Genomic DNA, 25,394 nt, shown 5'->3' on the forward strand with positions numbered 1-25,394 from the left:
AACAACGTGAACAACTTGCTTCAAAAGACGAAAGGCGACAAGGTGATATGGACGATCGTGTTCTTCCTGTCTGCGGTAAGCTTGTTGGCAGTGTACAGTTCCACAGGCTCTTTGGCATACCGCGTTTACAGCGGGCACACGGAATACTACCTGTTTAAACAGCTGTCGGTACTTATCCTCGGGATCCTCATCATTTACTTCGCCCACCGGGTGAATTATACGATTTACTCCCGGGTGGCGCAGATCGGGTTTCTTTTATCGATCCCCCTGCTCATGTACACCCTCGCATTCGGCTCTAACCTGAACGATGCGAGCCGGTGGATCAAACTGCCGGTCATCAACCTGACGTTCCAGACTTCCGACATCGCGAAGCTGGCATTGTTCATGTACGTGGCGCGGCAGCTGTCGAAAAAACAGGGTGTGATCGATGATTTCAAGAAGGGATTCCTTCCGATCATTCTGCCGGTTGTCGTGATTTGCGGGCTTATCATGCCGGCGAACATGTCTACCGCCCTGCTGCTCGGCGCGAGCTGCATGCTGCTGTGCTTCATCGGCCGAGTGCCGCTGAAATATCTCGCAGGAATGGTGGCGGCGGGACTGGTGCTCGTAGTGTTGATGTTCGGCGTTGCGAAGCTCACGGGCATGGAAGGCCGTACCAAAACATGGATGAACCGCATCGAGAGCTTTACATCTGCGGAAACGCACGAAGAGCCCTACCAGGTGCAGCAGGCGAAGATCGGGATCGTGAACGGCGGGTTGCTCGGGAAAGGGCCCGGAAACAGTACGGCAAGAAATTTTCTTCCGCACCCGTATTCCGATTTTATTTTTGCGATTATTCTTGAAGAGTATGGTATCTTTGGCGCCTTTTTGGTGATGGCCGCTTACCTCATTTTACTCCTCAGAAGTATCCGGATTTTCAAAAATTGTCCGTACGCCTTCGGCGCATTCCTGGCCCTCGGCCTGAGTGTGACGCTGGTGATCCAGGCGCTGATGCATATGGCAGTGAACGTGAACCTGTTACCCGTAACGGGGTTAACGTTGCCGCTGGTGAGTATGGGAGGATCGTCGGTAATATTTACCAGTCTTTCCATCGGCATCATCCTCAGCGTATCGCGGCATGTGGAGGAAGCAGAAAACAAACAGGCGGTAGCTGCACAGGCAGTGGCCGCATAATCATATAAAACCGAATTGTATTTGGCACACAAGATCATCATAGCAGGCGGCGGAACCGGGGGGCACATTTTCCCCGCGATCGCCATCGCCAACGCCATCCGCAAGATCGAAGCGGATGCGGAGATCCTGTTTGTGGGCGCCAAAGGCAAAATGGAAATGGAAAAGGTACCCCAGGCCGGGTATCCCATCGAAGGACTGGAGATCGCCGGTTTCAACCGCAGCAATATTTTCAAGAATATCCTGCTGCCGTTCAAACTGCTCAAATCCCTTCGCCAGGCGCGCAACATCCTCCAGCGGTTCCAACCCCATGCCGTGGTTGGCGTAGGCGGGTACGCGTCGTTCCCCATCCTGCGGAAAGCGCAGAAAATGGGCATCCCCACCCTCATCCAGGAACAGAATTCCTATGCGGGCAAAAGCAATAAAATCCTCGGCAGGAAAGCCAACGTCATTTGCGTAGGCTACGAAGGAATGGAAGCCTTCTTCCCCGCCGATAAAATATTATATACCGGCAACCCCGTGCGCGGGTCCATCACGCAAAGCGCCGTCACCAAAGACGAAGCCATGCGCCACTTCGGCCTCATGATGGGCAAGCCCACGGTATTTGCAGTAGGCGGAAGCCTGGGAGCCAAGTCCATCAACGACGCCCTCCTGCCCCGCCTCGCGGATTTCGTGAATAAAGACATTCAGCTCATCTGGCAAACCGGGAAAGGGTATTATGAAACCGCCAAATCCGCCGCCGCGCCGTTTTCCACCCACGTGAAAGTCTTCGACTTCATCAATGTCATGGATTTTGCGTACAAAGCGGCCGACGCCGTCATCTCCCGCGCAGGCGCCCTCGCCATCGCGGAGCTCTGCGTAGCGCAGAAACCCGTGATCTTCGTACCCTACCCGTTTGCGGCGGAAGATCACCAAACCAAAAACGCGGAGAGCCTCGTGCATAAAAACGCCGCACTGCTCATCCCCAACGCCGATGCCGGCGCCAAACTGGCCAACGAAGCCCTGAGCCTCGTACAGAACAAGGCGCTCATGCAGCAACTCGAAACGAACATCGCCCCCCTGGGCAACAAAAACGCAGATATGACCATCGCCCGCGCAATACTCGGGCTGATAAAATAACAGGATGGATTTGAACAACTTACATAGGATCTATTTTGTAGGCATCGGAGGCATCGGCATGTCGGCCATCGCCCGCTACTTCAACGAAAAAGGAGTAGCCGTGAGCGGATATGACCGCACTTCCACCCAACTCACGCAACAACTCGAAGCGGAAGGCATCCGCATTCATTATACCGACGACGTTTCGCTGCTCGACCGCGAAGCGCAGCTGGTGGTATATACACCGGCCATCCCCGCTACCATGTCAGCGCTCGTTTTCTACCGCGAAAACGGGTACGAAGTGGTAAAGCGCAGCGACGTGCTCCAGGAAATCACCCGCTCGCTGTTCGCCATCACCGTGGCAGGCACCCATGGCAAAACGACCGTTTCCACCATGATCGCCCACCTGCTCCGCGATTCCGGGTACGGCTGCAACGCCTTCCTCGGCGGCGTCAGCGCCAACTATGGCAAGAATTTCTGGTCGAGCGAAAGGCCCGTGGCCGTTATCGAAGCAGACGAATACGACCGCTCCTTCCTGAAACTGAGCCCGGACATCGCCGTGCTCACCGCCATGGACCCCGACCATCTCGACATCTACGGCACCGCCGAAGAAGTGGAGAAAGCCTTCATCCAGTATTCCGCCAACATCAAACCGAACGGAACGCTGCTGGCGAAACACGGTTTGCACCGCGCATCGGAGCTGAAAGGCGGCAACAAATTGTCGTACAGCCTGCAAAACGACGCGGCCGATATCTACGCCACCAACATCCGGCTGGACGATGGCGGGTATGAATTCGACGTGGTGCAGCAGGATTGGATGATCGACAACGTGCAGTTGCGCATCGGCGGCATGCACAATGTGGAAAACGCCGTGGCGGCTATCGCGGTGGCGCATATCCTCGGGATTTCAAACGAAAAAATCCGCGGTGCGGTAGCCTCCTTCAAAGGCATCCGCCGGCGGTTCGAATACCTGGTGAAGCACGACCGGCATGTGTATATCGACGATTACGCGCATCATCCCGAAGAACTGCGGGCCCTCATCACGAGCGCCAAAACGCTGTTCAGGGGTAAAAAATGCACCGTGATCTTCCAGCCGCACCTCTTTTCCCGTACGCGCGATTTCGCGGACGGATTCGGGGAAACGCTGTCGCTGGCCGACGAAGTGATCCTGTTGCCCATCTATCCCGCGCGCGAACTGCCGATCGACGGCGTTACCACGCAGATGATCGCAGACAGGATCCAGGGGCCGGATGTACATATTATGGACAGCAACGCAGTGCCGGACTGGATAAGAGCACATCCCGCCGAACTGCTGATCACCGCCGGAGCCGGAGACATCGACCTGCTGCGGGAACCTTTGACGGAAATTATTAACAATCAATAAAAGGAATTCATTCATCATGCAACCTAAAACCAAAACGGCTTTGAAACGCGTAGCGACCGTCCTCCTCTGGACAGGCGCGCTCACGGGGTTTGCCGTATTGCTGGCGGCTGCGGTGAATGACAAGAACGATACGAAATGCAAGGGCATCCGCGTTACGCTCAAGGGCGACGACCGGAATGCGTTCGTGGACGTGAAGGATGTGAAGGCGATCATCACGGGAGACAAATCCCTCAATCCCACGAACAAACCCATCAGCGAAATTAACCTCGCGCAACTGGAGAAGATCGTGGAAAGGGATCCCTGGATACGGTCGGCCCAGCTGTTTATCGACAACAACGATCTGCTGCAGGTGGATGTGGAACAGCGGGACCCCCTCGCCCGGGTTTTCACGTTTTCCGGCAACAGCTTCTACCTCGATAGCGACGGCGAGCGCATCCCGGTTTCAGACAGGTTCTCCGCCCGGGTGCCCGTGTTCACCAACTTCCCGGCAGACGCGCAAAAGCTGCGGAAGGAAGACAGCCTGCTCTACGCGCAAATGCGCGACATGGCGGCCTTCATTGCGGCAGACACGTTCTGGAACGCGCAGGTGGAACAGGTGGTGATCACCGAAGACCGCAGGTTCGAGTTCATCCCGAAACTCGGCGACCATGTGGTTTATTTCGGAGACGGCACCGATGTAGCCAACAAATTCGACCGGCTGCTTGTCTTTTACAGGGAAGGACTGAGCAAAGCTGGCTGGAACACATACACGAGGCTGAACGTAGCGTTCAAAGACCAGGTGATCGGAACGAGAAGGGATGGAAAGAGCGCGCCGCCTCCGCCGATGTATAAGGATTCGTCGGCCGCAGACATCGCGGTTACAGACGACGACGCGACGGTTGTAGCGCCCGTGGCCCCGGTAACGGCGGCGGCAGCGCCCAAACCCGCGGAAAAGAAACCGGAGAAAAAAGTGGAAAGGAAACAGGAGAAGCCGGCAGCCAAACCCCAAAAACAAACGCAGAAACCCGCAAGCGCCGAAAGGCAGCCGAGGGCGGTATATCAGAAACCTAATCAACGTAATCGCAACTAAAAACAATAAAGAACCATGAATCAGGAAGCTCCCATCATTGTAGGTCTCGACATTGGAACCACGAAGATAGCAGCCATCGCAGGAAGGAAGAATGAATACGGGAAATTGGAAATCCTCGGATTCGGGAAAGCCCCATCTTTCGGTGTACAGCACGGTATGGTGCTGAATATCGATCAGACCATCAAAGCCATCAGACAGGCATTGGAGAACTGCTATGCGTCTAACCCCAACCTTGAGATCAACGAGGTATATGTGGGTATCGCAGGCCATCATATCAAAAGTTTGCAGACCCGCGGAGACATCGTCCGGAACGACACCGACGCTGAAATCTCCCAGAAAGACATTGACCAACTGATCAACGATCAGTATAAAACGGTCATCCCTGCCAGCGACCAGATCATTGACGTGATCCCGCAGCAGTACATCGTGGACGCCTTGCAGAACATCACCTATCCCATCGGGATGAGCGGTGTGAAAGTGGGTGCGAATTTCCACATCATTACCGGCGACAAGAACGCCATTCGCAACATCAACCGCAGCGTGGAGAAATCCGGACTCCGTATCAAGGACCTGGTGCTCCAGCCCCTGGCATCCGCCGCGGCCGTTATGTGCGATATGGATTTCGAAGCCGGCGTTGCGATCGTAGACATTGGTGGTGGTACCACCGACCTGGCCGTTTTCTATGAAGGCGTCCTGAAACATACCGCTGTGATCCCGTACGGCGGTGAAAATATCACCAACGACATCAAGAACGGCCTCGGCGTGCTCAAAACCCAGGCGGAGCAGATGAAGGTACAGTTCGGTTACGCCCTTGCGGACGAAGCCAAGAACAACGCCTACATCACTATCCCCGGATTGCGCGGTCAAAGCCCGAAAGAGATCTCCGTGAAAAACCTGGCCCATATCATCCAGGCGCGCATGAGCGAGATCCTCGATTTCGTGGTGTACCATCTGAAACAGATCGGCATGGACAACAAGATGCTCAACGGCGGCATCATCCTGACCGGCGGCGGTTCCCAGCTGAAACACCTGATCCAGCTGACGGAATACACTACCGGCGTGAGCGCCCGCATCGGTTACCCCAACGAGCACCTCGCCAGCGGGCATACCGACGAGCTGACCAAACCCATGTACGCCACCTGCGTAGGGCTCATTCTCAAAGGCTATAACGACTATGAGAACGATCGCCGCGCGCTGGAGGAGAATTACGTGAAAATCAACACCAGCTACTTCGCGAAGGAAAGAGTGGCCCGCCAGGCCGAAACCGGAGAGGAGTGGATGGAAGAAGAAGCAGAGGAAGAAACGGCAGACGCACGGCAAGACCGCAAGTCGCGCGAGCGCAATGCCTCCCTCAAAGGTTTCCTGGACAGGATGAAAACAAAAATCATCGACATGTTCACGGAAGAAGAAGACGCCAAACTGTAAAGGTTTCGGCTTGATTGTTGCAATTCATTTACGTTCATATAAAAACGATCAAAGTAACGTAGGATACGGTACACCACTAATACTAACCCATATAAAGAGCTAGAGTCATGATACATTTTGATCTTCCAAAGGAAAAATCTTCCATCATCAAGGTGATAGGCATTGGTGGCGGAGGAAGCAATGCGGTGAACCACATGTTCAGCCAGAACATCGAGGGTGTGAATTTCATCATTTGCAATACCGACGCACAGGCGATTGCAAACAGCCCCGTACCCAACAAGGTACAGCTGGGCCCGCATTTGACGCAGGGACTCGGAGCCGGCGCCAATCCCCGGATCGGCGAACAGGCTACGGAAGAATCATTCGAAGAAATTAAAAAAATACTGGAGGTGAACACCAAAATGGCGTTCATCACCGCCGGTATGGGAGGCGGCACCGGCACCGGCGGCGCACCCATCATCGCCAAAATATGCAAGGAACTGGGCATCCTCACCGTGGGCATCGTTACCACCCCCTTCTCTTACGAAGGTAAAAAGAGAATGATCCAGGCCGAAGAAGGCATCAACCGCCTCAAGGATTATGTGGATACCCTGCTGATCATTTCCAACGATAAGCTTCGTCAGAAATTCGGCGACCTCAAATTCAAGGCAGCCTTCGAAAAAGCGGATAACGTGCTCGCCACCGCGGCAAAATGTATCACGGACGTTATCAACTCCACCGGCCAGATCAACGTCGACTTCGCCGATGTTTGCACCGTTATGCGCAATGGCGGCGTAGCCATCCTCGGATCGGCCGTCGCTGAAGGCGAAAACCGTGCACAGGCCGCGATCGAAGACGCACTGACTTCCCCGCTGCTGAACGACAACGATATCAAGGGCGCCAAATGGATCCTGATCAATATCTCCTCTTCCGAAGGCGAATTCGAGCACACGCTCGATGAAATGGACATCATCCAGGCCTATGTACAAAGCATGGCAGGTGAAGATTGTGACGTGATCCTCGGTGTCGGCTACGATCAAAGCCTCCAGCGCAACCTGGGCGTTACCATCATTGCCACCGGCTTTGAGCAGAACCCCATCCGCCAGGCCAAATCGCAACAGCCGGCCGTTACGACCGAACAACAGGAAGAACCCAAGATCGTCATGACCCTCGGCGGCGAAAACGAAGAAAAGAAAATGCACAACCAGGGCATGCTCTTCTCCGACGACGAGCCCGAGATCATCGACATCATGGCGCCCCGCCTCGTGGAACCCACCGTTACTCACCCGGCCAGCGCAGCTTCCTTCATGCCCCCCGCTCCGCAGCAACCGGAACGTGAGACCTACACGCTCAACATCGAGCCTGTAGAACCCTCCACGCCGCAGGCACAAGCCGCGCCGCCGCAGCCCCAGCCCCAGCCCGTTCAGCCGAAGCCTGCTACAAGCGCAGGTTCCGGAGGCTATCTCAACCGCCCTTCCAATATTTACGTGGAACCGGTGAGCAACAATAACGTGCAGCAGCAGGAGGAAATGAAAATGGTGTACCGGGAAGATGCCAACAACGCACCCCTTCCTCCCCCGCAGCCCCAGGCGCTGCACGACGATCAGGCCGAAGAACAACGGAAGAAGCAGCTGGAACGCGTAGCCAAACTGCGCAGCATCAGCTTCAACGTGAAAAATATGGATAACAACACCGAAATCGAGAACATTCCCGCGTATCTCCGCCGGAACATCGATCTCGACAACGGCGCCGGTTCCGCCGAGCATTTCTACTCCAGCTACACGGTTGGCCAGAACGGCGAAAACCAGGCGGAGATCAACACGATCAATACCTTTCTCGACGGGAAAAAGCCCGATTGATGAATTTTAAGATGATATTAGTTTGATTGTTTTTTAGTTGTGTTAAAAAAAAATCCTCCGATTCCTCGGAGGATTTTTTTATGCTTCATATTGATCGCTTACAAACTGTTTATCACGGCAGCTGCGGCTTTCACCATATCTTCCGCCTTCTTCTGCTTCAGGCGGTTCCATTCGAAAGTTTTCAGCACTTTTTCCAGCTGCGGCCCCTTCCCTTCTTTCTTCAGGATCTGGATCTTCTCATACGCCTGGATGCCTTCCGCCAGCCGCTCGAAACGGATCGAGGAACGGCCGCCGGGGTAAACGAGGTAAGTATCGCCGGCAGCCCAGGTGCGGTAGCGGGAATCGCGGAGCGGATCTTTCACCCAGCAATTGTACGCCCAGCGGAGATAGCCCTTATAATCCTTGCCTGCAGCGTAATACCCCAGCCACGCGGATTCTGCGGGGGGCGAGAAGGTAAAGGTATTCGGGAAACCTTCCGTACAGCAGGTATAATAAGTGGTCGGCCAGTTCTTACCGAAACGCATGGCGCGCTCTTCCGGCGTGAAATCCTGTCCGATGGCGATACAATAATCGTAGATATCGTTCACCAGTTCTTTGTGGTAATTACCCGCCAGCGACACTTTGAAATCCTTATCCACACTGCGGATCAGCTTGATAGCGGCCTGCATGGCCTCCATGGGGCGCTCATCCATCGCGATGCAGGTGATATCGAACCAGCCTTTCTGTTTCAGGTGTTTCGCGAAATCGGTGAGCATGGGGCGCCAGTGGGCGTCGTATTCTGCAGAGCCAGGCTTGGCCACGATGTGGGTCATTTTGCCAGTGGCTTCTTCGTAATAGTAGAACTTCAGGTTCCAGGGGATCATGCTGTAGCATGCGATCTGCTTAGTGACGCCGCATTCCATCATGAATTCCACCCATTTGTCGAATTCGGTATAATCGTAGGTCCAGGAGCCGTCGCGCTTCCGGGTCCATTTTACCATATCGCCGTAAATATCTTCGGTCTGGCTGTTCCATGGGTCGTAAATGATGCTGGCGGTGATCACTTTCTGCCCGATGCCCGCCAATTGGGTCATATAGGGCCGCATGGCGTCGAAATGCTCCTTGCTGAAGGGTTTTACGTTGTGGTAGCGGGAGATCGCGTATGGGCTCTGCCAAAGGTCGAGGTGGTATTGCCAGTCTTTGGCGTCGGGGAGCGTACGGGCATTCACGGTTACGTCGTACCGGAGGGTTTTGATCGACACGCCCTTGTTGTTTTTCACGGTCACCGTGCCTTTATAGACACCCGCAGCCGTTCCCGCCGGCACTTTGATGCTGAGCCACACCGGTTGGGTGGAATTGGCGGCGATGTTGATGGACGATTGATAATCGATGGCGTCTGCCACGAGGGAGGAATCGAATTCTTCGGGTTTGCGGTAACCACAGCCGCCGCCTTCGCTGTTCAGCTCATCGGTCATCACATACCGCAGAAAGCCGGTGGAAACGGCGCTGGCGGGGATGGTATTGCCTTTCCCGTCAGAAAGCGCGGATTTGGAAACCGTAACGCCGGGCTGGGCCTGCGTGGTGTAAATAACGAACTGGGTGTGGATTTTCTCGTTCTTCCAGGCGTGGGCACTCCAGGAAGTGGCCAGGCTGCCGGCTTCCGGGGCATAAAGTTTGTCGTACCGGAAGTCTGCGCTGCCGAACTGAACGTGCGTTCCGGGCCGGATGGCGCTCCAGGCCGCGGGGTCTACCTTGCGCCAGTCTTTCAGCTCCGAATAGTCGGAATTAATACCGGCCTGTCCGATCGCGGTAAAGGAAGATGCCACGAACATGCCCGTGGCGAGTAGTTGTCTTATCATAAATGACGAATTGCGTAAAGGTGAAGCTCACAATATACTGCTCGCTTCCCATCCCTGCAAACCGTCAGTCATCGAATCTTTGCCGGTCGGCCACCCTTTTGAGTTGCAGATTGGTAACCGGGGCCACCACCAGCGGGAATTTCTCGATGGTCACATAGCTGGAATCCAGCCCGAAACCACGCTCTTCCGACAGCCCGATTTTCTTCAGCATAAAGTAAATCCGCATGATGATCCGTTCATGCAGCGGCAGGTCGTTATCGTGGGAAAGGAATTTTTCCATGACGATAAACTGGAAATCCCCTACCACATTGTTTTTGCTGAGCGATTCGTACCGGCTGGTGATATTTACTTCCTTGTTGCGTACCATATCTTCCACCACCATTCTGAACATGAGGTTGATCCGTTGTTCCACCCTGAACCCGAGCCGGAATTCGACGCGGATCACTTCGTTGGGGATGATGGTCTGCACGGTGTATTCGCTCATGTAAGGCTCATCTACCACGTCTACATGCACGAACCAGTAAATATCGGCGCGTTTGGGTTTTTTATTGAGGACGGAATAGATGATCTTATGCTCGATCTCTTTGGGGTTGTCAGCACTGCTCATGTATACGAGGTGCGTGGCGTATTTGGGGATGGAAGAATCGTTGCTGAGCTCCTGCAGGATGGGCAGGTAATCTTCCAGCTTTACGAATTCCACATACCGGTTCTTGATCTTGCGAGAGCGGTACCAGGCGTACATGACGACGAACAGCGCACCGCCCACGATCACCGTCACGTAACCGCCATGGGTGAATTTCTGGAGGTTGGCGAGGAGGAACGAGAATTCGATGGTGAGGTAAACGGCGAGATACAGCCCTATCCACCAGAGTTTTACCCTGCGTGTATACAGGTAAAACGCGAAGAGGCACGACGTCATCAACATACAAAGGGTAATCGACAGGCCGTAAGCCGCTTCCATGGCCGATGATTCCTTGAAGATCAGCACGATGCCGCTACAGCCGACGAACAGCATGAGGTTGATGCCGGGAATATATAACTGACCGCGTTGTTCGGTCGGATAGTTGATTTTGAGTTTGGGCCAGAGGTTGAGGCGCATGGCTTCCGAGATCAGGGTGAAAGAGCCTGATATGAGGGCTTGCGATGCGATAATGGAGGCGATGGTGGCGATGAGTACGCCGAAGATCACGAAACTTTCCGGCATGATGAGGAAGAACGGGTTTTCGCCGTTGAGTTTCTGACCGGTTTGGGTGAGGAGCCAGGCTCCCTGGCCCAGGTAGTTGAGGATGAGGGAAATCTTCACCCAGATCCAGGATACGCGGATGTTGCCGCGCCCCACGTGCCCCAGGTCCGAATAGAGGGCCTCGGCCCCCGTGGTACACAGGAATACTGCCCCCAGCAGCAAGAAGCCGTGTGGGTAAAGGGTAAGCAATTTAACGCCGTAGTAGGGATTGAATGCCTTGAGCACGGAAAGATCGTCTGCGATATGCATGATGCCGAGAATGGCGAGCATGCCGAACCATATGACCATGATGGGGCCGAACAGTTTGCCGATAGACATGGTGCCGAACTGCTGCATGAAGAACATGCCGGAGATGATCAGCAACACGATCTTCACGATGGTCATGGTATCGAGGTCCTTGAACACGGGCAGTGTTCGCAAGCCTTCTACGGCGGAGGTAACGGTGATGGGCGGCGTGATGATCCCGTCTGCCAGGAGCGCCGCGCCTCCTATCATGCCGAATATGACGGTCCATTTACCGTGCCGCCTGACGAGGGCATATAATGAGAAAATGCCGCCTTCCCCCTTGTTATCCGCCTTGAGGGTGAGGATAACGTATTTTACGGTTGTTTGCAGGGTGAGGGTCCAGATGATGCAGGAAATACCACCTATGACCAGCAGGTCGCTGATTTCGTTGGTTCCCACAATGGCTTTGAATACGTAGAGCGGAGAAGTACCGATGTCGCCGTAGATGATACCCAGTGCCACAATGATGCCGGCAAGGGTAGCTTTATTGAAGTTTTTTACCACGCTAAAAACGATATAAAGTTTAGGCTGGTCAAATTTAGTGATAAATAATCAGGATTCGCAAGAAGTAAAAAACGCGATGTAAATAAAACGGTGATTGGGGCCCGGGGGTTCACGGAAGTAAAAAAATTTAACGGAGATGGGCCATAAAAAAAAGGGGCTGCCTGGTGAGGCAGCCCCTTTCGTTATTTTACCCAGGCGAGGTATTAGTTGGCGGGATTCAGATCCACGGTACCAGCGTCGCCAGGAGTGTTTTGTTTGATGAAACGGCCGCGGTCGATGCCTTGCTTGTCAGCCAGGTAGTCGATCACTGCGTCTACGCGACGGCTGCTCAGATCAACACCACCTTTTTTACCTTTAGCACCAGCGTGGCCGGTAACCAGGATGTTGCAGGAGGGGTTGGAACGGAGGGTGTTAGCCACGCTGCTCAGGATAGCTTCGTTTTCAGAAGAAACCTTGGTAGTAGAACCTTTGAAGGAAACGCTGGGGAATACCAGGGTTGCGCAGGTTACTTCAACGCGGTTTTTGCAGCACTCAGGATCCGGGCATTTGCCTACACCGTCTGCGTCAACAGGCTGGCAGTAAGTCGGAGTGATGAGTTGTTTGTCTTTGTAGTCAGGAACGCCGTCACCGTCGGTATCTTTAGCTACACCGTGAACGTCAACAGGAGCACCAGCGGGAGTGTTGGGTTCGCGGTCGAACTGGTCGGTTACACCGTCGCCATCAGCATCAGGCAGTACGGGAGCCGGCAGTTTCATACGGCGGGGAGTGTTGAGCTCGTTGTAGGCGAAATCCAGCGGGTTAACCCACCAGAGGGGTTCTACGCGTTTGCTGGAGTTACCGAGGTTGAAGTTCAGGCGAACAGAGGTGTAAGAGAAGAAGTCTTTGCTCTGATCGTATTGACCTGCGGTGTAACCGTCCAGATAATCATCGAACGGCAGCGTCAGTTTCTCTTCAATACCGATGTTGAAACGTTTAGACACTTTGAAAGCGATACCTGTACCTACGTTCAGCGCGTGACGCAGCAGTTGGTTGTCGTCTTTACGGCCGATCTGTACGCGGTTACCCTGTGCAGGAGCGTTTTGCTCATATTTACGGTCGTAGAAGTCCTTCAGGTCCTTACGGATGTCTTTCTTCTTACGTGCGAAGTCGATGGTAGCGTAGTTGTAAGCAGCACCTTGTTCGTTCAGTGCGTCTACGTCTACGTCAGCCAGCATCAGGCCATAACCACCCAGTACATACCAGTTCACTTTAGGCTGCGCCTTGTAGAACAGGATGTTGCTCAGGGAAGCGATGAAGTCCAGGGAGAGCTGGTGAGTCGCTGTTTTGTAGTTGGGAACGATTTTACCACCGTTCGCAGCCGCTGTTGCACCCCAGGGGTTAGCTCCAACAGCATTGATGGTCGGCTTCAGCTGATAATCCAGACCGTAGTCGAAAGATCCGGTATATTCAGCTCTCAGAGAGAACGTGTGACCGAGTGCTTTTCTCAGCGAGATACCGCCACCGAAACCGGGAAGAGCGGAAACATCACCTTGAATAAAGTGGTAGCCACCGTGGAAACCCAGTTCCCACATGCTACGGGGTTTTGCGGGGTAATCAGACTGGTTGTTTCTGAAGCTGTTGAATTGCGCCATATTCTTAGCCGAAACTTTCGAGGAGTCCAGGGCATCATATGAGGGCTTAACCTGCGCAAAACCAGGAGATGCAGCCAGAGCGGACATTGCACCTGCCAGTAGTAAGTACTTTTTGCTTGCCATAATTGTTTTTTATTTAAAAACTGTTAAAGATTTTACAATTAACGCGTTTTTTACCAAGCAAAGGTAAAAATCCTAAATGAATATACAAATTTTTCTTGCGATTTTATTTGCATTGATAAGTGCTTCAAAATTAAACGCTAAATTAAGGAACATCCAGCTAATGCTTACAAATTCGGGGCCAAATTTGCAAAATGTCCGATTTTAGGCCTAGCTTAGCGTACCTTTTTATTAATAGCATGGAGGAAATTAAACAACTGATTGGGAAGGAATTACACGATTTCGAAGGAAAGTTTGCAGACGCCGTAAAAAGCCATGTTCCCCTGCTGGACCGGATCATGCACTATATCGTAAAACGTAAGGGCAAACAGATCCGGCCCATGTTCGTGCTCCTCTCCGCACGGCTGTTCGCCGACACCATCAATGAAAACACCTACCGCGCCGCCGCGCTGGTAGAACTCCTGCATACCGCCACACTCGTCCATGACGACGTGGTCGACGATTCCCTCGAACGCCGCGGCTTCTTCTCCATCAACGCATTGTGGAAGAACAAGATAGCCGTGCTCGTCGGCGATTACCTCCTCTCCAAAGGCCTCCTCCTCTCCGTCACCAACAAGGAATTCCGCAGCCTCGAAATCCTCTCGCAGGCCGTGAAGGAAATGTCGGAAGGAGAGCTCCTCCAGATCGAAAAAACCCGCAAACTCGACATCAAGGAAGATATATACTTCGAGATCATCCGCCGCAAAACCGCCTCCCTCCTCGCCTCCGCCTGCGCCGCCGGCGCATGGAGCACCACGGCAGACGACCAGGTGACCGAACAAATGCGCCTATTCGGCGAAAAAGTCGGCGTCGCATTTCAAATCAAGGACGATCTCTTCGATTACGGCACCGCCAACATCGGCAAACCCACCGGCATCGATATCCGGGAAAAGAAAATGACCCTCCCCCTCATCTACACCCTCCAGCACGCTTCTCCCGAAAACCGGCGGAAAATTATCAATATTGTGAAAAACCATAATAAAGATAAGGACCGCGTCGCCGAAGTCATCGCCATGGTCAACGAATCCGGCGGCATCGATTACACCCGCGAAAAAATGTTCCAGTACCGCGACGAAGCCCTCGCCATCCTGCACACCTTCCCGGACAACGACGTCCGCAAAGGCCTCGAATCCCTCGTCCGGTTCACCACCGATCGGAAATTCTAGTCCCCTCCTCCTTTTTTCGGAGAATTTCCCGCATTTGGCAGAAATACGGCAATCATCATTATATTACAACCGGATTCAGCCAGATCCGCCGGGATGCTTCCCTATAATACAATTGCATGCAGAAACGCTGGACAGTAAAGAAATATCAACCATCTCAGGAGCAGCAGCTCCAGGCAGCTTTGAAAATCCATCCCATACTATGCCGCTTGCTGGTACAAAGGGGGATCACTAAATTTGAAGATGCACGCCATTTCTTCAGGCCCTCGCTAGACGATCTTCACGATCCATGGCTCATGAAGGATATGGACAAAGCCGTTTCCCGGCTGGAAGAAGCGTTCTTCCGCCGCGAGAAAATCCTCGTGTACGGCGATTACGACGTAGACGGCACTACCGCCGTGGCTACGGTGTATGGATTCCTGCAACAACTGTACGACAATATCGAGTTCTATATCCCCCACCGCTACCGCGAAGGGTACGGCATCTCCATGCAAGGCATTGAATATGCGCGGGATAACGACTTCGGGCTCATCATCGCGCTGGACTGTGGCATCAAATCCGTTGAGTACATCGGCCACGCCGCGTCCCTCGGCATCGATTTCATCATTTGCGACCACCACCTTCCCGACGCCATCCTTCCCCCCGCCGTCGCCATCCTCAATCCCAAACAGGTAGATTGCCCCTATCCTTATAAGGAGCTTTCCGGCTGCGGGATCGGGTTCAAGCTGATCAGCGCCCTGGCGCAGAAGAAAGGCTTCCCCATGAGCGGGGTGTATCAATATCTCGACCTCGTGTCTACCAGCATCGCCGCCGATATCGTTCCCATGACCGGCGAAAACCGCGTGCTGGCCTTCCATGGCCTCAAACAGGTCAACGAAGCCCCATCGCCGGGGATCAAGGCGCTGCTGCGGCTGAGCAACCTGAAAGAAAAACTCACCACCTCCAACCTCGTATTCGTCATCGCGCCGCGCGTCAACGCCGCCGGAAGGATGGACGATGCCCGGAAAGCCGTGAACCTTTTCATGGAAACCGACGAAGACAAGGCGTTCGCCATTGCGGAAATGCTGCATGGAGACAACCAGGAACGAAAGGGGATCGATATGAGCATTACCCAGGAAGCGGTCAGCATTATCCAGAACGACGCAGCTATGATCGCCCGGAAATCCACCGTGCTGTTCCAGCCCCACTGGCATAAAGGGGTTGTGGGCATCGTGGCGTCCCGGCTCATCGATAAATATTTCTACCGGCCCACCATCATCCTCACCCAGAGCAACGACAAGGTGGCGGGTTCCGCACGGTCCGTTTCCGGTTTCAACGTATACGAAGCCATCCACCAGTGCAAAGACCTCCTCGAAAACTACGGTGGCCACTTCTACGCGGCGGGCATGACCCTCAAACCGGAGAATGTGACAGCTTTCCAGGAGCGCTTCGAAGCGGTGGTGTCTGCCACCATCAGCCCCGACCTGCTCATTCCCGAGATCGTCATCGACACCGAAGTGTGGCTGTCTGACCTCACTCCCGCTTTCTACAACATCCTCCGGCAATTCGAGCCCCTCGGCCCCGAAAACCTCCGGCCCGTCTTCATCGCCAGAAACCTTACCGACACCGGGTTTTCGCGCATCGTGAAAGACGAGCACCTTAAACTGTCTGTCCGCCAGCGCGGCGGCACCCCGTTTTCCGGCATCGGCTTCTTCATGGCCGATAAATTCGAGATCATTTCCGGCAAAAAGCCGTTCGACCTGGTTTTTACCGTGGAGGAAAACGAATGGAACGGCAATACTACCCTTCAACTCAAAGCCATCGACATCCGGCCTTCCGGAGCATAAGAAAACCCCGTAGCCCATGGCCACGGGGTCTTGCCTGCGACGGTACGGCCGCTATTATTTCGTGTATTGATTCATCCAGGTGAACAGTGCGGGATCAGCGTAAGCCCTCGTCCAGGAATCATGCCCGCCCGTAGCGTTTTCCGAATATTTCACCAGTTTGCCGCCACATGTTTCGATGGCGTTCACCATATCGCGGGAGCCTTTTACGGGAACGGTAGGATCGTCTGCATTGTGAAAAACCCATAATGGCTTGTCTTTCAATACACAACCCTTATCCGGCGAACCTTCCCCACAAATGGGCACTGCGGCGGCGAAACGGTCGGGTTTAGCCTGGATCCAGCTCCACACGCCATATCCGCCCATACTCATACCCGTGAGGTATACGCGGGAAGGGTCGACTTTATAATCTTTCATGACCTGTGCATACAGCACTTCGAGGCTGGGAATGTCCCACCAGCTGGTCACTTTGCATTGCGGCGCGATAAGGATGTAAGGGAACTCCGTGTCTTTTACCGCTTTCACCACCAATGCCGAGCGCTTCACGATATTGATATCGTCTCCCCGCTCCCCCACGCTGTGAAGCGAGAAAATGACGGGCCACTTTTTGTTTGGGTCCTCATTATACTTTGCGGGTAAATAGCGGAGAAAATCAGTGACCTGTTTCGGACTTTTCACTTTTTGCGCGGTCAGCCCGGTGGTTAACGGACCTGCGGGCGTTCCCGGATTGGGGGTCTCGGTTCCTCCGCCTCCTGGTGTGGGTCCTGGTGTAACTTCAGGGTCTCGGCCACAACTCATTACACATGTGGCCCAGGCTAACATCATAAACAATCTTACATTCATATTTCAATTCATAAGTAAGGTTACTGCGAAAATACATCACCTGCGCTACAGGGAAAATAACACTTCCATGCCATAAACGCGCCATGGTGGCGGACCTGGATCAACAGTACAATTAATTTTAAGGTAACTATATACTTGTTAAACCCATAGTTTAAATATGGGGAGGTTAAGATAACTCATTTCCGTAGGGCAAAATATCATTGGGAGTGGCATTTAAAGCCTCCATGAGCCTAACAATAGTGGTTATTTGCAGGTTAGATTCTCCTTTTTCGAGTTTTTGCACCTGATTATATTCCATCTTAGCAATCAAGGCTAATTTTCTTTGACTTAATCCCTGTTCTGTCCTTATCGTTTTGAATTTGGCAGCAATCAAGCCTAGTATTTTCTTATCCTCCGGATTATTCATACTTGAAATTTCGTTCAAAAGTACGGCTAATTGACGTATTATATTGCGTCAATATGGAAAATTTTCGTATATTTGCTAAACAATTGGCACTTAGACTTGAAGAAACGATTATCCTAAATATTTAAAGGGGAATAATCAGAACAATTAATGGATTTAATCGAAGTTATGCACTGTAATAATTTACTAGATATAGCAGAAACATTTCGGGATAAGAGTATTTGTTTGGACTATTTAGCGTCAAAGAGGTGGAATGGAAGTGTATACTGCGTGTTTTGTGGTTGCAATAATATTTACACTCTAAAGGGTAAGTATAAACGTTATAAATGTGGTGATTGTCGGAAACAATTTTCGGCCATTAAAGGAACTATATTTGAAAATAGTCCTATTCATCTTCAGAAATGGTTCATGGCTATATTCTTAATCACTACTCACAAAAAAGGTATTAGTTCAATACAATTGGCAAGTAGCTTAGGGGTTACACAAAAAACTGCATGGTTCATGGCACAAAGGATAAGATATGCCTTGAAAGTAAAATCATTTGATAAAAAGCTGGATGGAGTAATTCAGTGTGATGAAACATTTGTAGGAGGAAAGAATAAAAACCGTCATGCTCACAAGAAGGTTCCAAATTCGCAAGGACGGAGTTTTAAGGATAAAACGCCTGTATTGGGAATGCTTCATACTGGCGGGGATTTAAGATTAGTTGTTATGCCAGATACAGCTTCGGCATCTATTCAGCCATCCGTAAAAGAACACGTTGAAGAAGGTTCAATAATTGTATCAGATGAATGGCATGGATATAATGGTTTGGATAAAAAATACCTTCATGTTGTATTAGATCACCAGCAGAAAGAATTTGTGAGGGGTGCATTTCATACAAATAGTATAGAAGGATTTTGGGGCATATTCAAGCGCGGTGTTATCGGGGTATATCATTACATGAGCAGGAAACATTTACAAAGATATTGTGATGAATTTTCTTATAGATATAATTCACGTCTATTACCTAATGGAGTAAGGTTTGAGAATAGTTTAGAAGGAGTGAATTGCAGGTTAACTTATAAGGAATTGATCGGTAAAATGTAATTAACTTTCACTTTCAAGTTCTTTGAAATATTTGGTTTAACTGATTTAAATGTTATCACTATTTAAAAATGTATTAAGTAGTAGTATTAAAATTAGTTTAATGAGCATAGAAAAATGGCATGAAGTGAAGCTATATTTGATCGCCCTGGCCGTAAAAATTATAGAGAAAGGGTATTGGCATGAAAATGAAAATGGCAAAGTTAAATTTGAACTCGTTCCAAATCACATTGCCATTTTAGTAGAGGAATTGCAGAATAACTTACAAATTAAGATTTAAAAAATTCTTCTAATTTATTAACATACAACTCAATAGTTTCTTCTTCAAATGAATGTACTTTTAATTCATCATTAAGAAACCAAATACAGTTATATTTACCTGTGAAGGGGTCTTTAGGAAATTTTTTGGTTATATCCTCGATTGTCATTCTTGGACCACCAGATTTTAGGCGCACTTGATCGCCTATTTTAAAATTGGGGATGCGTTCATCTTTTTGTTCCATAATAATGATTTAAATTTACTGATTATCAATTTAACAAAAAAAAAGCAACAGTACCAAACAAATATTGAATGCCTAATAAGTCAAAACATACTAAACCTTCAAGAACTAATAATAACGAGAATAAGGATAGTTTTTCCTTGTTTGAAGAAGCTATGGGCAAGATAGCCAACACTCCTAAAAAAGATGTTGAAAAGGCAATTAACGAAGATAAAGCGAAAAAGGAAAAGAAAAAATAAGCGATATGCCTAATCCTGAAAGAGAAGTTTCTTTTCTTATTGATACAATAGAGAATTTATTGTATAACAAACATAAAAATGACCATCTTAAATTCCTTGAAACGCTGGTTAATGATGGGTTTTCGATTACTTTTTATCGAATTGGTGATGATGAACCATTAACCACAATCAATGACATAGAACATTTCGAAAACTTTAAGCGAACTAGAGGAATTAGGTAGATTGAGAAAATAGAAAAAGCCGTTAAATTAATAACGGCTTAGTTCATTCAAAAACAAATAGCTAATGCTACTTCAGATAATATTGAGTACCGTTGTCAATTTCTAAGGTCTTGGGGTCAATAATTCGAATGTAATGCACTTGACCAAAAGATTTACGAGTAACCCTTATTTTATCCCCTTCTACAACATAAGAATATTCTTCAGCACGGTATTTATATCTGCGCTTCCATTCTAAAGTATTCCCATCTAGGAATTTAACATAAAGACTTCCAGATGTACTAGCAAATGTTGACCCTGTAAACTCATTCCCACAAGAAATTAATTGGAGCAGTAGAAGGAATAATGACACTTGTAATAACCCTTTCTTCATAATCGCTAGATTGAGTTAAGCTTTAGTTACGGTTCTAACACTCGCATCTGGATACTGTGCTTGTGCAATCCTTTTAGCTTCCAGATCAGTACCCGCTTCAATAATGGGGTAAATGGTGCGAGATGCACCATGATTGTCTTTTACGATTACCATCACTTTGTACTTGTGAGTTTGTGCCATAACATTTGAGGTTTAATGTTCACAAATATATTACACATACCTGTACGTGTGAAATATTTTTTCAGACAATGATTCTTTGTGGGTCTAAATAAACCCATACATGACTGAAAAACTTCATACGGCTATCGAACAATATGTAATCGACAAAGTGAAGGAAAAAAGAATCGAAAAGGGCTACTCCCAAAAGGAATTAGCCTATATGCTGGATATGTCAGTAGGTTTTATCGGAGACGTGGAAAACCCTAAATACAGGGCTAAATACAACCTCAACCACATAAATGAACTTGCGAAGATATTTGAATGCTCACCCAAGGATTTCCTACCAGATAACCCATTTTAACATTCTGATAATATTTAATATTTAGAACATGGGTTTAACATGTATATAGTTACCAATTTTAATTCATTTTATTATATAACATTCAACAGGTTAAATTCCAGTTTCATCCCGCATTTTATACGTTTACCGTAACCGGGAAAAGCATAAAAAAACCCGCGGCCCGGGGGCCCGCGGGGTCAATTTCGGTTATTTGCCGTTATTTCTTTTGCTGGTTTAACCAGGTATACAATGCCGGATCGTTATACGCTTTCGTCCACGCATTATGCCCGCCGGCAGCGTTCTCCGTGTATTTCACCAAAGTACCGCCGCAACTCCGGATGGCATTCACCATATCCCGCGAGCCCTTTACGGGAACGGTAGGGTCGTCGGCATTGTGAAAAACCCACACCGGCTTATCTTTCAGCACACAAGCCTTTGAAGGGGTGCCTTCCCCGCAGATCGGTACGAAGGCGGCAAAACGGTCCGGTTTGCCCAGGGCCCAACTCCAGGTGCCGTACCCGCCCATGCTGAGGCCTGTCAGGTAAATCCTGGAAGGGTCTACGTTATATTCCTTCACCACCTGGTCGTACAGCACTTCAAGGCTGGGCACGTCCCACCAGCTGGAGGCCTTACACTGCGGAGAAATCACGATAAAGGGAAAGTTGGGGTCCTGGGCGGCCCGGGCCGCCAGCCCAGCCCGTTTTACCTGGTTAATGTCGTTGCCGCGCTCGCCCACGCCGTGGAGGAAAATAATGACCGGCCATTTCTTACTCGGATTGTCGTTGTAAGTGGCAGGCAACTGGCGGAGGAAGTCGGTCACCTGCTTGGGGCTTTTCACTTTCTGTGCGGTAACCCCGGTAGTCAGATTGGAGGTCCCGGTGGCAGGGGGCGGTGTTTCCGTGCCTTTATCATCAACTGGTTTGGCAGGCGCAGGCACTTCGCTTTCGCGGCTGCAGCTCATCATCAATGCCATTAAGGCCAACGTACAACACGTTCGGATCTTACGCAAGTTAGTCATGTCTGATATGGTTAAATTATGGTTCTCGTGCTATCCGTAACTCAACTTCCATACCATAAAACCTGCCATGGTAGCAAATTTCAGCCAATACATGATACTTACTCATAACTTAGAAACGATGTTAATATGCAAAAGTTTCTGCATCATTCCCGATCATGTGTCCATGACGCTGCATCTACCCAATAAAAAAAGCAAAGCACCGGAGCGCTTTGCTTTTTCCTTGTATGGCCGGATTGTGATTATTTCTCCATCAGTTCCACGCTGCGGTTCACGAACGCGGTAAGATCGGCGCCCGTCAGCAGGCCCTGCGACAGCAGCGCCAGGTCGGCGAGGTTGCGAACCTGCTTCTGTTGCAGCCCGCTGTCCCCTTCTCCCAGGATGCGCTGGTAAATAGGATGATTGGCGTTGACGGTCATGGTGATTTCGTCGGGCATGCCGGCATACCAGCTGGCGGCCGATCCGCCCATGGCGGCCATGTCTTTCATCCTGCGCATCAGCTCGCCGCGGGTAACGATCACGGGCTGATCCTGCGCGCCGAGGCCTTTCAGTTCCACTTTCACGCCGGGCAGTGCCACCTGGCCGGTAAATATGTCTTTCAACGTTCCTTCCTGCGCTTCGCTGAGCACGCTTTGCGTGGCGGCGTCGGGGTTGATGAGGTTATCGGCGATATCGGCGTCTACACGGGTGAACAGGACGTTTTCCCATTTGTGCTCCATTTGGTTGATGAAACCGGCGTCTACCATCGTTTCCATTTTCACCACTTTATATCCTTTCGCTTTTGCCGCGGCGATGTAGCTGTCTTGCTGCGTGGGATTGGTGGCGTAGAGGACCACGAGCTTGTTTTCCTTGTTGGTCTGCACGGCGGAAGCCGCGGTGCGGTATTCTTCCAGTGTGTAGAAAGTGCCGCCGTCCACGTCTTCGAGGAGGTGGAATTTACCGGCTTTATCGAGGAACTTGTCTTCGGTCATCATCCCGTATTTCACGAACAGGGCGATGTGTTCCCATTTTTCCTCGAAAGATTTACGGTCGGTCCGGAACATTTCGTCCAGTTTATCGGCCACTTTCTTGGTGATATGTGCGTTGATTTTCTTCACGTTGGGATCGCCCTGGAGGTAGCTGCGGCTAACGTTCAGGGGGATGTCGGGCGAGTCGATCACGCCATGGAGCAGCATGAGGAACTCGGGTACGATGTTCTTCACCTCGTCTGTCACGAAAACCTGGTTGGAATACAGGCTGATCTTGTCTTTCTGTATTTCGTACGTTTTCGTGATTTTGGGGAAGTAGAGGATCCCGGTGAGGTTGAAGGGATAGTCTACATTGAGGTGGATCCAGAACAGGGGCGGTTCCGCGAAGGGATACAGCTCCTTGTAGAAAGCCTGGTAGTCCTCTGCGGTGAGATCCGACGGTTTTTTGACCCAGGCGGGGGATGTATTATTGATTTGTTCTCCCTGGAATTTGATGGGCACGGGGAGGAAGCGGCAGAATTTTTCGAGGATGGTGCGGATGCGGTGCTCGTCGAGGAATTCTTCGCTTTCTTCATTGATATGCAATACGATATCGGTGCCGCGGGATTCTTTTTCGGTGTTTTCGAGTTGGTATTCCGGGCTGCCGTCGCATTCCCAGCGAACGGCCTGGGAATCGGGTTTCCAGGATTTGGTAAAGATTTCCACCTGGGAAGATACCATGAAGGAGGAGTAGAACCCGAGGCCGAAGTGGCCGATGATATTGGCGCCGTCTCCCTGTCCTTTATATTTCTTCACGAATTCTTCCGCACCGGAGAAGGCGACCTGGTTGATGTATTTGTCGACTTCTTCGGCGGTCATGCCGATGCCACGGTCGGAGATGGTGATGGTTTTCTTTTCCTTATCGAGGGAAACGGTGACGTCGGCCTCGCCGATCTCGCCTTTGAATTCGCCTACGCTGGCCAGGGTTTTGAGTTTCTGGGAGGCGTCTACTGCGTTGCTGACCAGTTCTCGCAGGAAAATGTCATGATCGGAATAGAGGAATTTCTTGATAATGGGGAAAATGTTCTCTGTTTGTACACGGATTGCACCTTTCTGCATATGTTTTTCAGTTTTTTAGACGGGGAAACCTTGTCAAAGGGTGTGCCATGGCGGGGCGACTGCCAAGTTGACCGTCAAACAAAAATTCCCGCATTGATTTTCAGCCAGTTGCGGGTTATTTGGCGGAAAACTGCGATCCGGTTGGGATTGGGTGGGAAAAAACGTGGAAATTCGCGCCAGATAAGCGTGAGAATCCAAATAAACCCCTTATCTTTGCACTCCATTTTAATTTTAAATCACTAACAAGGGAAAATTATGTCAAACTACGAATTGATGGTGATCTTTACCCCTGTGCTTTCTGAGGAAGACTACAAAGCTGCCCAGAAAAAATTCGCTGACCTTGTGAAAGACAATGGCGGTGCGATTGTGCACGAAAATCCCTGGGGCCTGAGATCACTGGCGTACCCGATCCAGAAGAAGACCACGGGCATGTACCTGGTACTGGAGTACACTGCGCCATCCGACTTCAATGAGAAGCTGAAGATCCAGCTGAACCGCGATGAAAATGTATTGCGTTACATGTTTACCAAACTGGACAAGCACGCGGTAGCGTACAACACCCGGAAGAAAGGTAACTATGATGCTGAACCTAAAACCGCAGAAGCTTAAAAGTTATGGCAGTTAAACAAGAAATCAAGTACTTAACCGCGGTTAAGCAAGAGAAGCGCCAGAAAAAATACTGCCGCTTCAAGAAATTGGGTATCAAGTATGTAGATTACAAAGATGCCGAGTTTCTGAAAAAGTTCCTGAACGATCAGGGCAAGATGCTGCCTCGCCGTATCAGCGGTAACTCGCTGAAATTCCAGCGCAAGGTAGCCGAGGCTATCAAGAAAGCCCGCCAGATGGCGCTGTTGCCTTATGTTACTGACCTTTTAAAGTAAGAAACAATGCAAGTAATCTTAATACAAGACGTAGACAATCTGGGCCAGAAGAATGAACTGGTAGCCGTGAAGAACGGTTACGCCAGGAACTTCCTGATCCCCCAAAAGTTCGCCGTAGAGGCCAGCGAGTCTAACCTGAAGCAACTCAACGAGCGCGTGAAAGTGCAGAAAGTGAAGGAAGAGAAAATGCTCGCTGAAATCGCCAAGGTGGTAGAAGTACTGAAAGCCGCTCCCGTTAAAATCGGCGCGAAAACCGGCACCTCCGGCAAAATCTTCGGTTCTGTTACCGGCGTTCAGATCGCCCGCGCGATCAAGGAACAGAAAGGTTATGAGATCGACCGTCGTCGTATCCATATCCTCGGTGATGTGAAAGAACTGGGCCTGTACAAAGCCCGCCTCGATTTCGGTAAAGGCAACGAAGCCGAACTGGAATTCGAAGTGGTTGCTGAATAATCAGCCCGATCACCATATTAAAAAAGCTGCATCCAACAGGGTGCAGCTTTTTTTATGCCTTTGACCCGTCCTGAAATAGGTTGACACAAATTTTCTCACAATGAGGAGATATCAATCACAGGGCGATGTCCGCCGTACGCAGAAGGATTATACGATGTCCTTTAAAATGCAGGTAGTAATGGAAATTG

Annotated in this window: 26 protein-coding genes; 16 read left to right on the top strand and 10 right to left on the bottom strand. The window is 50.6% G+C overall.

Translation table 11 applies throughout. The features are described from left to right. Positions 1-6 precede the first annotated feature (6 nt). The 6 genes from EJ361_RS20405 (at position 7) to ftsZ (ending at position 7,984) form a co-directional block, all read left to right on the top strand. Positions 7-1,173 (top strand): FtsW/RodA/SpoVE family cell cycle protein, encoded by a 1,167-nt coding sequence (locus EJ361_RS20405; RefSeq protein ID WP_126247727.1) that lies wholly within the window; start codon positions 7-9, stop codon positions 1,171-1,173. A 21-nt stretch (positions 1,174-1,194) separates the two neighbouring features. Then, on the top strand, positions 1,195-2,289 hold the full coding sequence (murG, locus tag EJ361_RS20410) for an undecaprenyldiphospho-muramoylpentapeptide beta-N-acetylglucosaminyltransferase (RefSeq protein ID WP_126247729.1): 1,095 nt from the start codon (positions 1,195-1,197) through the stop codon (positions 2,287-2,289). Positions 2,290-2,293: 4 nt separating this feature from the next. Further along, positions 2,294-3,652 (top strand): UDP-N-acetylmuramate--L-alanine ligase, encoded by a 1,359-nt coding sequence (gene murC, locus EJ361_RS20415; protein ID WP_126247731.1) that lies wholly within the window; start codon positions 2,294-2,296, stop codon positions 3,650-3,652. A 16-nt stretch (positions 3,653-3,668) separates the two neighbouring features. Then, positions 3,669-4,721 (top strand): cell division protein FtsQ/DivIB, encoded by a 1,053-nt coding sequence (locus EJ361_RS20420; RefSeq protein ID WP_126247733.1) that lies wholly within the window; start codon positions 3,669-3,671, stop codon positions 4,719-4,721. Between the two features lie 15 nt (positions 4,722-4,736). Next, positions 4,737-6,146: a cell division protein FtsA gene (gene ftsA, locus EJ361_RS20425; RefSeq protein WP_126247735.1), complete on the top strand. Its 1,410-nt coding sequence runs from the start codon at positions 4,737-4,739 to the stop codon at positions 6,144-6,146. 107 nt (positions 6,147-6,253) lie between these two features. After that, on the top strand, positions 6,254-7,984 hold the full coding sequence (gene ftsZ / locus EJ361_RS20430) for a cell division protein FtsZ (RefSeq protein WP_126247737.1): 1,731 nt from the start codon (positions 6,254-6,256) through the stop codon (positions 7,982-7,984). Between the two features lie 98 nt (positions 7,985-8,082). On the opposite strand, the gene EJ361_RS20435 is transcribed toward ftsZ, so the two are convergent. From EJ361_RS20435 to EJ361_RS20445, 3 genes are all read right to left on the bottom strand, one after another. Then, the gene (locus EJ361_RS20435) at positions 8,083-9,822 is read right to left on the bottom strand and encodes a DUF4091 domain-containing protein (protein WP_126247739.1); all 1,740 of its coding nucleotides are present in this window, start codon (positions 9,820-9,822) and stop codon (positions 8,083-8,085) included. A gap of 64 nt (positions 9,823-9,886) precedes the next feature. Next, positions 9,887-11,854 (bottom strand): KUP/HAK/KT family potassium transporter, encoded by a 1,968-nt coding sequence (locus EJ361_RS20440; RefSeq protein ID WP_126247741.1) that lies wholly within the window; start codon positions 11,852-11,854, stop codon positions 9,887-9,889. 203 nt (positions 11,855-12,057) lie between these two features. Further along, positions 12,058-13,608 carry an OmpA family protein gene (locus EJ361_RS20445; RefSeq protein WP_126247743.1) on the bottom strand — a complete coding sequence of 517 codons (1,551 nt, stop codon included), beginning with the start codon at positions 13,606-13,608 and terminating at the stop codon, positions 12,058-12,060. A gap of 236 nt (positions 13,609-13,844) precedes the next feature. Between EJ361_RS20445 and EJ361_RS20450 the strand changes: the two genes are divergently transcribed. Both EJ361_RS20450 and recJ read left to right on the top strand, forming a co-directional pair. Then, positions 13,845-14,810 (top strand): polyprenyl synthetase family protein, encoded by a 966-nt coding sequence (locus tag EJ361_RS20450; protein WP_205687064.1) that lies wholly within the window; start codon positions 13,845-13,847, stop codon positions 14,808-14,810. A 116-nt stretch (positions 14,811-14,926) separates the two neighbouring features. Continuing rightward, complete coding sequence (gene recJ, locus EJ361_RS20455) at positions 14,927-16,633, top strand: single-stranded-DNA-specific exonuclease RecJ (protein ID WP_126247745.1); 1,707 nt, start codon at positions 14,927-14,929, stop codon at positions 16,631-16,633. Positions 16,634-16,687: 54 nt separating this feature from the next. Here the strand turns inward: recJ and EJ361_RS20460 are convergent, their stop codons facing one another. Both EJ361_RS20460 and EJ361_RS20465 read right to left on the bottom strand, forming a co-directional pair. Beyond that, positions 16,688-17,308 (bottom strand): carboxylesterase family protein, encoded by a 621-nt coding sequence (locus tag EJ361_RS20460; RefSeq protein ID WP_164714342.1) that lies wholly within the window; start codon positions 17,306-17,308, stop codon positions 16,688-16,690. 331 nt (positions 17,309-17,639) lie between these two features. Next, a complete protein-coding gene (locus EJ361_RS20465; RefSeq protein WP_126247749.1) occupies positions 17,640-17,879 on the bottom strand; it encodes a helix-turn-helix domain-containing protein in 240 nt (79 codons plus the stop codon). Positions 17,880-18,026: 147 nt separating this feature from the next. On the opposite strand from EJ361_RS20465, the gene EJ361_RS20470 reads away from it, so the two are divergent. Further along, a complete protein-coding gene (locus EJ361_RS20470; RefSeq protein WP_126247751.1) occupies positions 18,027-18,965 on the top strand; it encodes an IS1595 family transposase in 939 nt (312 codons plus the stop codon). Positions 18,966-19,065: 100 nt separating this feature from the next. Further along, positions 19,066-19,242: a hypothetical protein gene (locus EJ361_RS25670; protein ID WP_164714343.1), complete on the top strand. Its 177-nt coding sequence runs from the start codon at positions 19,066-19,068 to the stop codon at positions 19,240-19,242. Here the strand turns inward: EJ361_RS25670 and EJ361_RS20475 are convergent. Then, the gene (locus tag EJ361_RS20475; protein ID WP_126247753.1) at positions 19,232-19,465 is read right to left on the bottom strand and encodes a YodC family protein; all 234 of its coding nucleotides are present in this window, start codon (positions 19,463-19,465) and stop codon (positions 19,232-19,234) included. The two genes, EJ361_RS25670 and EJ361_RS20475, sit on opposite strands and share 11 nt — an antisense overlap. Before the next feature lie 68 nt (positions 19,466-19,533). Between EJ361_RS20475 and EJ361_RS25675 the strand changes: the two genes are divergently transcribed. Together EJ361_RS25675 and EJ361_RS20480 are read left to right on the top strand one after the other, a co-directional pair. Further along, positions 19,534-19,701 carry a hypothetical protein gene (locus EJ361_RS25675; RefSeq protein ID WP_164714344.1) on the top strand — a complete coding sequence of 56 codons (168 nt, stop codon included), beginning with the start codon at positions 19,534-19,536 and terminating at the stop codon, positions 19,699-19,701. 5 nt (positions 19,702-19,706) lie between these two features. Further along, positions 19,707-19,922, top strand: a complete 216-nt coding sequence (locus tag EJ361_RS20480; protein WP_126247755.1) for a hypothetical protein — start codon at positions 19,707-19,709, stop codon at positions 19,920-19,922. Between the two features lie 67 nt (positions 19,923-19,989). On the opposite strand, the gene EJ361_RS20485 is transcribed toward EJ361_RS20480, so the two are convergent. Then, entirely contained in the window at positions 19,990-20,292 is a 303-nt protein-coding gene (locus EJ361_RS20485; protein ID WP_126247757.1) for a hypothetical protein, read from the bottom strand. 15 nt (positions 20,293-20,307) lie between these two features. Continuing rightward, complete coding sequence (locus EJ361_RS25680; RefSeq protein WP_164714345.1) at positions 20,308-20,472, bottom strand: hypothetical protein; 165 nt, start codon at positions 20,470-20,472, stop codon at positions 20,308-20,310. 100 nt (positions 20,473-20,572) lie between these two features. Between EJ361_RS25680 and EJ361_RS20490 the strand changes: the two genes are divergently transcribed. Continuing rightward, positions 20,573-20,812 carry a helix-turn-helix domain-containing protein gene (locus tag EJ361_RS20490; protein ID WP_126247759.1) on the top strand — a complete coding sequence of 80 codons (240 nt, stop codon included), beginning with the start codon at positions 20,573-20,575 and terminating at the stop codon, positions 20,810-20,812. 196 nt (positions 20,813-21,008) lie between these two features. Here the strand turns inward: EJ361_RS20490 and EJ361_RS20495 are convergent, their stop codons facing one another. Both EJ361_RS20495 and htpG read right to left on the bottom strand, forming a co-directional pair. Beyond that, positions 21,009-21,755: a carboxylesterase family protein gene (locus EJ361_RS20495; protein WP_164714346.1), complete on the bottom strand. Its 747-nt coding sequence runs from the start codon at positions 21,753-21,755 to the stop codon at positions 21,009-21,011. A gap of 293 nt (positions 21,756-22,048) precedes the next feature. Next, complete coding sequence (htpG, locus tag EJ361_RS20500) at positions 22,049-23,872, bottom strand: molecular chaperone HtpG (protein WP_126247763.1); 1,824 nt, start codon at positions 23,870-23,872, stop codon at positions 22,049-22,051. Between the two features lie 255 nt (positions 23,873-24,127). Between htpG and rpsF the strand changes: the two genes are divergently transcribed. Genes rpsF through rplI form a run of 3 tightly spaced genes read left to right on the top strand, consistent with a single transcriptional unit; the run spans position 24,128 to position 25,206 of the window. Continuing rightward, a complete protein-coding gene (rpsF, locus tag EJ361_RS20505; protein ID WP_126247765.1) occupies positions 24,128-24,481 on the top strand; it encodes a 30S ribosomal protein S6 in 354 nt (117 codons plus the stop codon). A 5-nt stretch (positions 24,482-24,486) separates the two neighbouring features. After that, entirely contained in the window at positions 24,487-24,753 is a 267-nt protein-coding gene (rpsR, locus tag EJ361_RS20510; protein WP_074240327.1) for a 30S ribosomal protein S18, read from the top strand. Positions 24,754-24,759: 6 nt separating this feature from the next. Beyond that, a complete protein-coding gene (gene rplI, locus EJ361_RS20515; protein ID WP_126247767.1) occupies positions 24,760-25,206 on the top strand; it encodes a 50S ribosomal protein L9 in 447 nt (148 codons plus the stop codon). The last annotated feature ends 188 nt before the right edge of the window (positions 25,207-25,394 follow it).

Source organism: Chitinophaga rhizosphaerae, from assembly GCF_003958645.1.
GTDB classification, from domain to species: domain Bacteria; phylum Bacteroidota; class Bacteroidia; order Chitinophagales; family Chitinophagaceae; genus Chitinophaga; species Chitinophaga rhizosphaerae.

What these genes read in the sequence shown, in the direction of transcription:
- rplI (WP_126247767.1), top strand. Translation starts at nt 24,760, where the DNA reads ATGCAAGTAATCTTAATACAAGACGTAGACAATCTGGGCCAGAAGAAT.
- EJ361_RS20495 (WP_164714346.1), bottom strand. Translation starts at nt 21,755, where the DNA reads ATGATGAGCTGCAGCCGCGAAAGCGAAGTGCCTGCGCCTGCCAAACCA.
- EJ361_RS20435 (WP_126247739.1), bottom strand. Translation starts at nt 9,822, where the DNA reads ATGATAAGACAACTACTCGCCACGGGCATGTTCGTGGCATCTTCCTTT.
- EJ361_RS25680 (WP_164714345.1), bottom strand. Translation starts at nt 20,472, where the DNA reads ATGGCACAAACTCACAAGTACAAAGTGATGGTAATCGTAAAAGACAAT.
- EJ361_RS20490 (WP_126247759.1), top strand. Translation starts at nt 20,573, where the DNA reads ATGACTGAAAAACTTCATACGGCTATCGAACAATATGTAATCGACAAA.
- EJ361_RS20420 (WP_126247733.1), top strand. Translation starts at nt 3,669, where the DNA reads ATGCAACCTAAAACCAAAACGGCTTTGAAACGCGTAGCGACCGTCCTC.
- EJ361_RS20475 (WP_126247753.1), bottom strand. Translation starts at nt 19,465, where the DNA reads ATGGAACAAAAAGATGAACGCATCCCCAATTTTAAAATAGGCGATCAA.
- recJ (WP_126247745.1), top strand. Translation starts at nt 14,927, where the DNA reads ATGCAGAAACGCTGGACAGTAAAGAAATATCAACCATCTCAGGAGCAG.
- rpsF (WP_126247765.1), top strand. Translation starts at nt 24,128, where the DNA reads ATGTCAAACTACGAATTGATGGTGATCTTTACCCCTGTGCTTTCTGAG.
- htpG (WP_126247763.1), bottom strand. Translation starts at nt 23,872, where the DNA reads ATGCAGAAAGGTGCAATCCGTGTACAAACAGAGAACATTTTCCCCATT.
- EJ361_RS20465 (WP_126247749.1), bottom strand. Translation starts at nt 17,879, where the DNA reads ATGAATAATCCGGAGGATAAGAAAATACTAGGCTTGATTGCTGCCAAA.
- EJ361_RS20485 (WP_126247757.1), bottom strand. Translation starts at nt 20,292, where the DNA reads ATGAAGAAAGGGTTATTACAAGTGTCATTATTCCTTCTACTGCTCCAA.
- EJ361_RS20470 (WP_126247751.1), top strand. Translation starts at nt 18,027, where the DNA reads ATGGATTTAATCGAAGTTATGCACTGTAATAATTTACTAGATATAGCA.
- EJ361_RS20450 (WP_205687064.1), top strand. Translation starts at nt 13,845, where the DNA reads ATGGAGGAAATTAAACAACTGATTGGGAAGGAATTACACGATTTCGAA.
- rpsR (WP_074240327.1), top strand. Translation starts at nt 24,487, where the DNA reads ATGGCAGTTAAACAAGAAATCAAGTACTTAACCGCGGTTAAGCAAGAG.
- EJ361_RS20480 (WP_126247755.1), top strand. Translation starts at nt 19,707, where the DNA reads ATGCCTAATCCTGAAAGAGAAGTTTCTTTTCTTATTGATACAATAGAG.
- EJ361_RS25670 (WP_164714343.1), top strand. Translation starts at nt 19,066, where the DNA reads ATGAGCATAGAAAAATGGCATGAAGTGAAGCTATATTTGATCGCCCTG.
- ftsA (WP_126247735.1), top strand. Translation starts at nt 4,737, where the DNA reads ATGAATCAGGAAGCTCCCATCATTGTAGGTCTCGACATTGGAACCACG.
- murC (WP_126247731.1), top strand. Translation starts at nt 2,294, where the DNA reads ATGGATTTGAACAACTTACATAGGATCTATTTTGTAGGCATCGGAGGC.
- EJ361_RS20445 (WP_126247743.1), bottom strand. Translation starts at nt 13,608, where the DNA reads ATGGCAAGCAAAAAGTACTTACTACTGGCAGGTGCAATGTCCGCTCTG.
- EJ361_RS25675 (WP_164714344.1), top strand. Translation starts at nt 19,534, where the DNA reads ATGCCTAATAAGTCAAAACATACTAAACCTTCAAGAACTAATAATAAC.
- ftsZ (WP_126247737.1), top strand. Translation starts at nt 6,254, where the DNA reads ATGATACATTTTGATCTTCCAAAGGAAAAATCTTCCATCATCAAGGTG.